This window comes from Bacillus silvicola (assembly GCF_050524305.1).
GTDB lineage: Bacteria > Bacillota > Bacilli > Bacillales > Bacillaceae_G > Bacillus_A > Bacillus_A cereus_AT.
In genome coordinates this window covers 1151341-1161711 of sequence record NZ_JBNGVC010000001.1, presented here as the reverse complement: position 1 = coordinate 1161711, position 10371 = coordinate 1151341, and the positions used below count along the sequence as shown (strand labels likewise).

Genomic DNA, 10371 nt, shown 5'->3' with positions numbered 1-10371 from the left:
GAGCTGAAAAAATGCAAGAAATCCAAGATTTAAAGCAAGAGATCCAACAAATTAAATTGGATCAAAAAGATATGCAGCATGATATTCGCAAATTAGAAACACGTACTACTATAAACGAAAAAGACATTGTGAATATAAACAAGCAACTTGAAAAAATAAGCGCCAATACTACCTGGATTCTCCGCATCATTATTGGTGCAATCGCAACAGCACTTATCGGCTTACTATTGAAAGGAGGTGGTATGTAATGTTTGAAATCACTGTAATGATTGGAATTGTAGTTGGTCTTTCACAGATTGCGAAAACAATTGGATTACAAACAAAATACGTTCCATTATTGAATTTAACGCTTGGCATTGTGCTAGGCGTTTTATTTTTGGGCGGAGATATTAAAACGAATGTATTCCAAGGAATCATCATCGGACTGTCAGCAAGTGGATTATTTGACCACACAAAAATTATGAAAAAGGATGTTGATGCTAAATGAAAAAGACAATGAAACATATTACTTCGTTCCTTATGATTCTAGTACTTGCTAGTTCTTTTGCTACAAGTGCTTTTGCTGATAGAACACTTATTATTCCTGATTTACCAAAACAACCATACCGTAATGGTGTTGGTGCTTACGAGGGCGTTGTGGCGCATAGCACGGCAACTCCAGAAGCACCAGCTATTAATATTCAAAAGTATGAGTCTCGTACATGGCGCAACGCATTCGTTCATTATGCAGTCGATTGGAACGAAACAATTCAAATTGCGGATACAAAGTATATTGCTTATGGGGGCGGACCAGGAGCAAATAAACGATTTGTTCATGTAGAATTATGTGAAACGGCAGACTACGATAAATTCAAACGCAGTTATGATAAATATGTTAAGTTACTAGCTAAAATCTTACGTGACCGTGGGTTATCTGTAGAAAAAGGATTGTGGACGCATAGCGATGTAACACATCATCTTGGTGGTACAGATCATGAAGATCCACTTGATTACTTAAAGTCTCATGGTGTTCCAGAAGCTCAATTTAGAGCGGATGTACAACGAGCATACAATAATGCTAATGTAGATGTTTCTGTACCTGACAAGCCATCTAAACCAGCAGAAGTACCGACAGCAGTAACAGACGGTATTGCCTATATTGAAGGTTACAACGTTAACTTACGTAAAGGACCAGGTACAAGCTATTCTAAGATTCGTCAGTTAAACAAACCAGAATCTTATATTGTGTGGGCGGAAAAGGATGGTTGGTTAAATCTTGGCGGAGAACAATGGATAAAAAACGATCCATCTTATGTGAAGTTCGATAAGAAAAGCACAGTGGATTCAGCTATTGTAGGGAAGCGTGTTGTTTCTAAAGGGAACAATCTACGTTTCTATGATGCTCCATCTTGGCAGGATAAAGATGTTTCTGGTTCTGTAGATGCTGGTTTAGGATTTACGATTGATGCGGAAATAATAGTCAATGGATCACCGCAGTACAAAGTATACAACAGCAAGGGCAAAACATACTATATTACGGCAAGCGACACGTATGTGTGGGTGAAATAGAAAGAATGAAAAAAGAGAGCACCTTGGATGGAGAGAAGATGCTCTCTATGAATTATGCATATGAATCAAATAGATCGATTACTTTAAATTTATAAAGTTTATTTAATTGCGATACCAAATGGAAAGTTACCAACGGAAACCGTAGCAGTAACGGTATTGGAAGAGGTATCGATGACGGAAACCGTGTTGTCCCCAGAGTTTGTGACATAAGCAGAATTCCCATCCGGTGTAATGGCTACGTCTTGTGGACCATTACCAACAGAAACGGTAGCAGTAACGGTATTGGAAGAGGTATTGATGACAGAAACCGTGTTGTCCCCATTGTTTGTGACATAAACAAAATTCCCATCCGGTGTAATGGCTACAAAAAAAGGACCATTACCAACAGAAACCGTAGCAGTAACGGTATTGGAAGAGGTATTGATGACAGAAACCGTGCTGTCCCCAGCGTTTGTGACATAAGCAAAATTCCCATCCGGTGTAATGGCTACACCAATAGGACTATTACCAACAGAAACCGTAGCAGTAACGGTATTGGAAGAGGTATCGATGACGGAAACCGTGTTGTTGAAGAAGTTTGTGACATAAGCAGAATTCCCATCCGGTGTAATGGCTACGTCTTGTGGACCATTACCAACAGAAACGGTAGCAGTAACGGTATTGGAAGAGGTATCGATGACAGAAACCGTGTTGGAAGAAAAGTTTACGACATAAGCAAAGTTCCCATCCGGTGTAATGGCTACACTGGATGGACCATTACCAACGGAAACCGTAGCAGTAACGGTATTGGAAGAGGTATTAATGACAGAAACCATGTTGTCGAGGACGTTTGTGACATAAGCAAAATTCCCATCCGGTGTAATGGCTACGCCTTGTGGACCATTACCAACGGAAACCGTAGCAGTAACGGTATTGGAAGAGGTATTGATGACAGAAACCGTGTTGTCCCCATTGTTTGTGACATAAGCAAAGAATTGTCCTGGCCCAGTAGGTCCAGTAGGCCCAGTAGGTCCAGTAGGCCCAGTAGGTCCAGTAGGCCCAGTAGGCCCAGTAGGTCCAGTAGGTCCAGTAGGCCCAGTAGGTCCAGTAGGCCCCGGCTCACAAGCAAGACAAGCTATATAACCAGAAAACAGTGCTTGTAGTTGCTGTAATAGTATAAGAATCGTTACTTTTTGAGATGTGCCTAGTTGCAATGCTGCCAGTACTTTACTTAGTACCACTTCTAGTGCTTCTAATGCTTTGATGGTGTTACAGCATGAAAATGGGTTTGCGTCTAATTGATTTTTTACCGCATTGATTGCATTTTGTAGCTCGAGTTTCAAACTATTACTGATCGGTGCAGATGTGCTCCATACTAATAAATCGTTTAATGCATTTTCGATTTGTGTGATGGTTTGCTGAGATGGGGGGCAGAAACATCCAGGGGGAAACGCAGCTACGAGCTCTTCCAGGATATTCTCCAAGTCTTGGTTCTGTTGCAGAGAATCAGCCGTTGATTGTACTTTTGCACGTTTACCTAACAATTTTTGTAGATATTTTTCTTTTTTATCCAAATTGTATTCATCCTTTCTGATGAAATCATATTGAGATATGTTGCGATCTCGTTTATAAGATATGCGGCATAGAAGAAAGTGGTGTGGGCTTGTCTGATATTTTAGGGTGAACTTGTAATGGATTAGGAGATAAGGCTAGGGAAGGGGATTCATTATGAAGTGCACAGTTCAAAAGGTACAACATATCATGTAATAGCAAATAAATCCTTTGTATGTGTGAAGTGATGTTATTGAGTAGATTACCTTGTGTTCGAATATAAAAGAAATCCGCCCTTTCTGGAGATAGTTTGAGTACTATCATTCTCCCGAGAAGACGGATTTCTTTATGTGTTTATTTTTGAATATTCGTGATTTTCACAACGCTTTCGAACTAATTACTGGATAACCTGAGGAGGTCCTGGGTGACCGTCATCTTTTAATTATATGTGAAGCTAAGTGTTTGTCCAGTATTATCGTATGCGGCAACTTCAATAGCAATCGGTACGCCATACGTTTCTTGGATATTTGCAGTATTAAATTGAGGTGGCTGCGCAGGATGCCAGTTACCTATTCGTCCCTCCTGCAGAGTAGCACCGTCACTAAGTCTAACGACTCTATAGAGTGCATAAGAAGGAGGAAGAATTTCAAAATTCGTCGCACCATTAAAACGAAGCTGTCCAACACGATCACCAGGTGAGTGCACAGTATAAAAAGTCTTATAATTCCCCGCCTCTCTAAAAAAAGGAATCTCACCAGTATAATGTAATGCAGGAGCTTCGTCTAAATTACTTACAGAATTTTGAATACTACTACTAGCTAATGTAGAGGTGTTGTGTGAATTGTTTGCAGGATTTTGAGTATTCTCGCTAGCTAGAGCTGGTGCACCACACATAAGTATAGATGTTGATAAAACAGTTGCTACAGTCTTTTTAAATCTCATAATTAACGTCCTCCTATTTAATAACTTGTATACAAGATAAAGAATTATCTGTACGAGTCCAATAATAAAGTTCTTATGTGAAGTTCATATGAACTTGAAGTGAAAAAATCGACAAATTTCGACTCATCCGAGATACATGAAAAAATAGGTTATTATTTAGTTTTTATTTCCAACTGATTACTAAACATATGAATAAGAGATAGTGCCATTTGAAAATTCCATCTGTTTAGCAAGTCTTTACATAAAAAACCAATTCCTGTAAGTTAAGGGGATCGGCTTTTTTCCATTTACATAAATAAAATATATAAAGTAAACATATTGCTTGTACGTGTGAAGTAATACATCTTACCTCAACGGCTTTTCTATTTATGCTTATTGGATCGATCTTTTGACCTCATATTTTAACAGATTACGTACCTGAATTAACTGTTTCGCAAACTCGACTTGATCCTGTAGGTCCATCTTTTCTTGTGGACATATTTCGTTAGATAAGCAAGAGACAAAGTTGTTGGCCTGACCTATATGGTAATCTGTAACGAATGATTCGAGGGTGTTTTTCGACTCATTTGTAAATAGGGCGTTTACTACCTTTTGTGCCTATACTAAATCTTGTTTCGCCGTATATACAGCTGGAGATTCTTCAATCGGAATGAATTCGATTTTGTCAATAAAGAATTTTCCTTCAAGCCCCCCAAAATCGCTAGGATTAAGGGTGTAAGTATATGTGTATTCTGTAGAATCTGTGGTTACGATATCGGGATCAGAGTAAGGAAAATCAGTATATCTTAATGTATCTGCTGCTGATGTGGAGGCCGAACCAAATGCGTAACGAAGTCTAACCTGATAAGACTTCGTAATATCTGCAAGGGTAACATTCAAAGTAATGCGACCTGCTGTTGAAAAGGGTAGTTCTACCAAGTCCCCACCAGTACTACCAGGACCTTTTACCACCCTAGCGCCTCCACTAATTGAAGATGCTTTCACCGCTGGAATTTGGGTAATCTTTTGAGCGTCTATCAAATTGTTGTGATCTGCACTGATGTGTGTCCAACCATGAGTAAAAGCATTTTGATGTGGGTGGGGGCTGTTGCTCCCATCATAGGCCCCATAGGAACCTAAATATGAAAATCGATGACTATAAAGGTTTTTATCAGTACAAGCAACATTCCCACCAGTACAAGGGAGCCCCGATATCTTTTTGTAATCAGGGTTATCAGATAAATAGGCTATATCTCTGACTGGTGATTGAGTAAATTCAAATTGAAAGCCATTCATATCTTCCACACGGCCGCTAAATCGATTGTATTTCAAATGAGTAATAACCCACCAGACCTCATCACCAGTTGTCGGTGAAGGAAAGTTTAGATTTTGTTCGTTACCAAACACCAGTCCTTTTAATCCCTCTTGCCATGAAGTGCCACTCAAAGTATTTTTAAAGGTTTGTTGCAAACCTGCTATCGATGTTTCGTAGTTTGACGATTGAACGTGAAACTTCACTTGATTTAGCCATGAAAATAAACGTGGCGCAGCAAGGGTCGGTTCTATGAAACCGTATCGTTTCTCCTTTCCTACACACTGTGTATACACAGTTCGTGTAAGTTGTGATTTGGTGGGAACTGCATATAAATTTGGATCATAAGTTGGCCAGAAAGATACAATGTCGAGTACCATTATGGTCATATCCCTACGGAAATCATTGAATTTGTCCCAGTTCCAATGGTCGTATTGTTGCTGTAAACCTGTATTATACCAATTTACACAATGGTCTGTATATTGTGCTAACAGTTGTAGCATACCTGGGTTACCGACTGAACTTGTATTAGAATAATACTGTTGAACTTCAAGTGGCGAAAATCCCCATTGTGCTCCATATTGAACAACATCACGTAATAAAAGTAAGTGTAAATTGGCAGCTTGTGCATAATTAGCTAATAGTAAAATATTATGTTTTGTGTCTTCAGTTCCATTTGCATTATGAGGATTAAACTGAATAATGGCAGCTTTCGCATCATCCTCGGCACGATCAAATTCCCTTCTTACATCCGCTTTATATGTTTCATTATTTGGATCTGTTTTCAAATTACTAATTGCTTGCAGATAATCTCTCATACGTGATTGTAAGACTCGTGTGGTTTCTATAGCTCTGCTTTTTATCAGAGTATCAACTCTTTGATCTATCCGTTCTTCCACCGTGCTCATTAATTTTTCCCATGTAATTTGAGAATTCCCATTTTCTGGCCATAAGAATGGGACTATTACGTTTAGTACGCCTGCAGCAGCGGATAATCCAGGACCAACAACTGGAACAAATCCAAGAATTGCCCATCCGATGCCTGTAGCAATAATAACCCCATCTCTAGCTTGATCATTAATAGATAATGCCATTGGCGCTCCAGCTGTATCCATATGCATCCAATCTTTGTAATTCATTTGTTGGACTTCAGAACCTGGTGCGTTTGTGAAGGGATGCTTCGGTTGGGAATCCATGCCATTGTTATTACTGTTTTGATTCATGTGTAACCTCCTCGGATATTATGTTTTTTAGTATTAAATACTACATATAGATTTTCGTTCCATTAAATTATAATATATATAGTAGTTATCGAGCTAGTATTTTGCTTGATAAATGAAGGAGAGCTATTGGCCATACGGTAGTTTCTTTTTTGAAAATATAGGATAATAATCTTATTACACAGTATCATGCAGTAGTGTCCTTGGTTACATGTGAAGCGATTGTTCCTCATGCATAAACTCACGATCAAAGAAGTACTTGTCCATCAAGTTATTCACAATACCGTTGAAATACGCAAACTATAAATCTTCCACATTTAATATAATCCCATTTCATCAGCTTCTTCTTTAGATATTTTGTAATATACACCTGGAACAAGAGAACCGTCTATTGCATCTGTGGATGTACTGGTTGTTATTGCTTTTTTGCCATCTTCCACAAGCCAATTATAGAAAAGAACATTGGTATGTGACTCTGATGCGTTCGAATGGCTCTTATTAACTTTTTTAGATGTTCTAGACGCCTTGATAATATCACTGTAAAGTTGGGGAAATAGAGCTTGTACATTTTCTTTACGCTTAGCAACATTATGAATTTCTCTAAAGTTATCGATGTAGTTATAGACCATCTTTTTGAACGTTCGTGTAAAGTAGCCAATCGGATTTTTCATCAGAGTCCCGTTATGCTCAAATTCATGCGTTTTAGAGAATAAGGCGGAAGAAGCATTTGTAAGAATGTTGTTAAATATATCTTTATCCGCTAGTAAACTACATTTCTTTGCAGCTTTTTTAGCGATATTTATAGCATTTTGGAATGACTCATTCATAACATTTGAATCAAATGCAGTTGCTAATTTCATACGCATTGATTGTGGAATACGATAGTCGATAAAATCTTTATCATTTTCACAAGATGGCATGTCGTTCTCTTTACGTATCTTTATATCTTTTATATTTTGTTTTAAGGAAATAGTAGTAGTTTTATTGGTGTGACAAATTTCAGCATTTTTAATAGGAGCTTGTGTGACAACCTGTTCCTCCACATTAATCGGTTGGATAACAATAACGTTACTTGTTTGTTTCATGTCGCTCTTACGCTTCATTTCTAGTTGTTTAATCATGCCAAGTGACTCTAGATGTTGGCATACACGAATAACCGTTCTACGGCTAATATGAAGTGCTTCTGCAATTTTCTTTTTGGATTTAAAAGACACACCGAAATATTTTGCAGAATGGTTGTGTAAATGATTGAATACAGCCAATTGGTTTTTATTTAACCGATCAGCAAATTTTTCTTTATATGTCCGAGCAGTGTCATTTAATTCTTTAAGAGTTTGAAAGGATGCTAGGTTTTCGTATGTTTCTTCTCCAGCGATAATCGTAATGGCTTGCTTTTTCTTCATAATATTGAACTCCTTTGTATAAACAAAAAAGCAACAGAATGCCAAATGTAAGCAAACTGTTGCTAGGAGCCCTTACGTACTGTAAAATAGTCCGTAAGAGTACAGCAGGTGTTTGCCTAGTTATGGTAGGCGGACGGTATAAGTAGTGTTGGAAGCATTACTTATACACGCTGTGCTCTTTTATTTTTTTATTAGTTTTATTTTGCATTTTTTCGGTAACAAATTGGTCACAAATAACCAGAAATATGTTGCCATTTATAAATTTAGATATAGTACAAAACTGCGTAATGTAGCCGTTTTGTGCGGTTTTAGGAAATTAATGTTTTATACATGATATATGATATTCACATGAATCAAGGGAATGTAGAGAAATGGCAAGGGGATAATGGTATATGGCAAGATGGTGGAATACTCATTCACTTTGAGAAGGAAGAAGAGTGGATCGGTATCTTTCTTGCATTCCAATCACAGTCATGGTGTACCGATGAAGAGGGACATCCTCGTGTTCCGGTTGAGCATTGTGATTATAGAAGTAAGAGATAGTTTTTTAGAACTAGAAAGACCATCGCAAGTTAGGTGGTCTTTTTTTACGGGATACAATTAGATTTAATTTGATATGATTGAATAGACTGAAAGTTATAGGTGGAGGGGGATAAAATGACAAAAAACAAACCGAAAGTTCTAATACTAGGATCATGCCATATGAGTGAGCATGAAGAATTATTGTCGGACGAGAGACAAGCTGAGATTACAGAATTTGTTTCTATCATGCAGAAGTTCCAGCCAACAAAAATTGCAGTTGAGAGCATTACAGATAATCAGAATAAATTAAATGAGAATTTTAAGCAGTATAAATTAGGTACATATAAATTGGCATTAAATGAAATAGATCAAATTGGGTTTAGGATGGCAGCGAACTTAAAACATGAACAAGTATATGCGATTGATTGGATGGGTGGAAGTGATGTTGTTGACTTCTGGGATATACATAAATGGGTGGAAGAAAATTGAAGTGACCCCTAAAAGTTAGACATGGTTATTTCATTAGGCAGCGTTTTGGGCGTGGGTCCGGTATTGTATCGGACTCATACCCTTTAATTTTGCCTTAATTCTCTTATGATTATAGTAAGATATATATTTTGCTAGTTCTTGTTCAAAATGTTCCATATTCTTAAAGTCTTTTCGATATAAAAATTCAGATTTCATAATACCAAAGAAATTTTCGATAACTGCGTTATCGTAACAGTTCCCTTTCCGAGACATACTTTGTGTAATACCACGTTTATGAAGAGAATCACGGTATTTTTTCATTTGATAGTGCCAACCTTGATCGGAATGAATAAGGAGGGCATCCTCATCTGTTAAGCGTTCAAAGGATTGGTCTAACATATTAGAAACAAGGGCGTAGGTTGGCCTTGAACCAATTGTATACGTGATAATTTCACCATTAAACAAGTCCAACATTGGCGATACATATAATTTCTCTCCAAATAATTTAAACTCCGTAATATCCGTGACCCATTTTTCGTTTGGCCTTTCTGCTTTGAAATTACGTTCTAAAATATTAGGGGCAATCTTTCCAACAGTTCCTTTATAAGAGCGATATTTCTTCATACGGACCAAACACTTTAATCCTAATTCTTTCATAATGCGTTGTATCTTTTTGTGATTTATTTTATGTCCACGATTAGTAAGTTCATCACGAATACGGCGATAACCATAACGGCCTTCATGTTCATGATAAACAGCTTGAATTAATACTTTCAAATCTGCATCTGGATCCGGACGTTTGGCATTTTTTAACCAATAATAATATGTGCTACGTGGAATATTGGCAAGCACTAAAAGTGATTGTACCGGAAATTGATGCCTTAATTCATAAACTACTTGCGCTTTGTCTTTTTTTGTGACTTCTGTTTGTTTTGAACTAAGGCATTCAACTTTTTTAAATACGCATTCTCCATACGTAACCTTTCTAACTCCTCTTGGAGTTCTTCAATGGAGCCTTCGACTGGTAATTGCTTTTTCACTATTTTGTGATTTTTATTATTCATAGACGGATGCCTCTTTTCTTTAAGTTGTAGGGCATCCAATCCTTCTGTTTCATAAGCTACTTTCCATTTACGAACCGTTTCATAAGATGGAATATTAAAAATTGCCGCTGTTTCCCTGATAGACGTCCTATTTTCAATCATATAGTTAAGTACGTCTAGTTTAAATTGCGTAGAGTAAGATGTATAGCGTTTTTCAAAAGCTTTTTCACCGGAATATTCATATCGGCTAATCCAGTGATAAAATACCCGCTGATCCACGCCTATAGATTTAGCAATGCTTGTCCCGCCTTCTGGGCCTTCTAAATATCGTTTTACTGCTTGTATTTTTTCTTTTGAAGAAAATTTAGCCATAAAAAAACTGCACCTCCAATTGTTAGTCGTGT

At 37.4% G+C, this 10371-nt stretch carries 9 protein-coding genes and 2 pseudogenes; 5 read left to right on the top strand and 6 right to left on the bottom strand.

Features of this window, described 5'->3' with window-relative positions:
- The first annotated feature begins 11 nt into the window (after window positions 1-11).
- Genes ACP6L7_RS06150 through ACP6L7_RS06140 form a run of 3 tightly spaced genes read left to right on the top strand, consistent with a single transcriptional unit; the run spans window position 12 to window position 1548 of the window.
- Complete coding sequence (locus ACP6L7_RS06150; RefSeq protein WP_430528935.1) at window positions 12-248, top strand: hemolysin XhlA family protein; 237 nt, start codon at window positions 12-14, stop codon at window positions 246-248.
- Window positions 248-487, top strand: coding sequence for a holin (locus ACP6L7_RS06145; RefSeq protein ID WP_265620022.1), 240 nt, complete (start codon window positions 248-250; stop codon window positions 485-487). Before ACP6L7_RS06150 ends, ACP6L7_RS06145 begins: the two co-directional genes overlap by 1 nt.
- Window positions 484-1548 (top strand): N-acetylmuramoyl-L-alanine amidase, encoded by a 1065-nt coding sequence (locus ACP6L7_RS06140; RefSeq protein WP_430528934.1) that lies wholly within the window; start codon window positions 484-486, stop codon window positions 1546-1548. The genes ACP6L7_RS06145 and ACP6L7_RS06140 overlap by 4 nt, the downstream gene beginning before the upstream one ends.
- A gap of 98 nt (window positions 1549-1646) precedes the next feature.
- Here the strand turns inward: ACP6L7_RS06140 and ACP6L7_RS06135 are convergent, their stop codons facing one another.
- From ACP6L7_RS06135 to ACP6L7_RS06115, 5 genes and pseudogenes are all read right to left on the bottom strand, one after another.
- Entirely contained in the window at window positions 1647-3101 is a 1455-nt protein-coding gene (locus ACP6L7_RS06135) for a beta-propeller fold lactonase family protein (RefSeq protein WP_430528933.1), read from the bottom strand.
- Between the two features lie 415 nt (window positions 3102-3516).
- The gene (locus tag ACP6L7_RS06130; RefSeq protein WP_430528932.1) at window positions 3517-4020 is read right to left on the bottom strand and encodes a hypothetical protein; all 504 of its coding nucleotides are present in this window, start codon (window positions 4018-4020) and stop codon (window positions 3517-3519) included.
- Between the two features lie 372 nt (window positions 4021-4392).
- Window positions 4393-4605: pseudogene (locus ACP6L7_RS06125) on the bottom strand (hypothetical protein); the annotation flags it as partial.
- Window positions 4606-4617: 12 nt separating this feature from the next.
- Window positions 4618-6534 carry an insecticidal delta-endotoxin Cry8Ea1 family protein gene (locus ACP6L7_RS06120; RefSeq protein WP_430528931.1) on the bottom strand — a complete coding sequence of 639 codons (1917 nt, stop codon included), beginning with the start codon at window positions 6532-6534 and terminating at the stop codon, window positions 4618-4620.
- A gap of 314 nt (window positions 6535-6848) precedes the next feature.
- Window positions 6849-7934, bottom strand: coding sequence for a helix-turn-helix domain-containing protein (locus ACP6L7_RS06115; protein ID WP_430528930.1), 1086 nt, complete (start codon window positions 7932-7934; stop codon window positions 6849-6851).
- 333 nt (window positions 7935-8267) lie between these two features.
- Here ACP6L7_RS06115 and ACP6L7_RS06110 point away from each other — a divergent pair.
- Both ACP6L7_RS06110 and ACP6L7_RS06105 read left to right on the top strand, forming a co-directional pair.
- A pseudogene (locus ACP6L7_RS06110) lies at window positions 8268-8477 on the top strand (DUF2278 family protein); the annotation flags it as partial.
- 114 nt (window positions 8478-8591) lie between these two features.
- On the top strand, window positions 8592-8945 hold the full coding sequence (locus ACP6L7_RS06105) for a DUF5694 domain-containing protein (RefSeq protein ID WP_430528929.1): 354 nt from the start codon (window positions 8592-8594) through the stop codon (window positions 8943-8945).
- A gap of 33 nt (window positions 8946-8978) precedes the next feature.
- Here ACP6L7_RS06105 and ACP6L7_RS06100 read toward each other — a convergent pair.
- A protein-coding gene (locus ACP6L7_RS06100; RefSeq protein WP_430528870.1) for an IS3 family transposase occupies window positions 8979-10339 on the bottom strand; the annotation gives its coding sequence in 2 pieces (ribosomal slippage) (window positions 8979-9883 and window positions 9883-10339; 1362 coding nt in all).
- Window positions 10340-10371 lie beyond the last annotated feature (32 nt).

Coding starts and splice junctions, on each gene's coding strand:
- ACP6L7_RS06105 (WP_430528929.1), top strand. CDS start 8,592: ATGACAAAAAACAAACCGAAAGTTCTAATACTAGGATCATGCCATATG.
- ACP6L7_RS06150 (WP_430528935.1), top strand. CDS start 12: ATGCAAGAAATCCAAGATTTAAAGCAAGAGATCCAACAAATTAAATTG.
- ACP6L7_RS06140 (WP_430528934.1), top strand. CDS start 484: ATGAAAAAGACAATGAAACATATTACTTCGTTCCTTATGATTCTAGTA.
- ACP6L7_RS06130 (WP_430528932.1), bottom strand. CDS start 4,020: ATGAGATTTAAAAAGACTGTAGCAACTGTTTTATCAACATCTATACTT.
- ACP6L7_RS06120 (WP_430528931.1), bottom strand. CDS start 6,534: ATGAATCAAAACAGTAATAACAATGGCATGGATTCCCAACCGAAGCAT.
- ACP6L7_RS06145 (WP_265620022.1), top strand. CDS start 248: ATGTTTGAAATCACTGTAATGATTGGAATTGTAGTTGGTCTTTCACAG.
- ACP6L7_RS06115 (WP_430528930.1), bottom strand. CDS start 7,934: ATGAAGAAAAAGCAAGCCATTACGATTATCGCTGGAGAAGAAACATAC.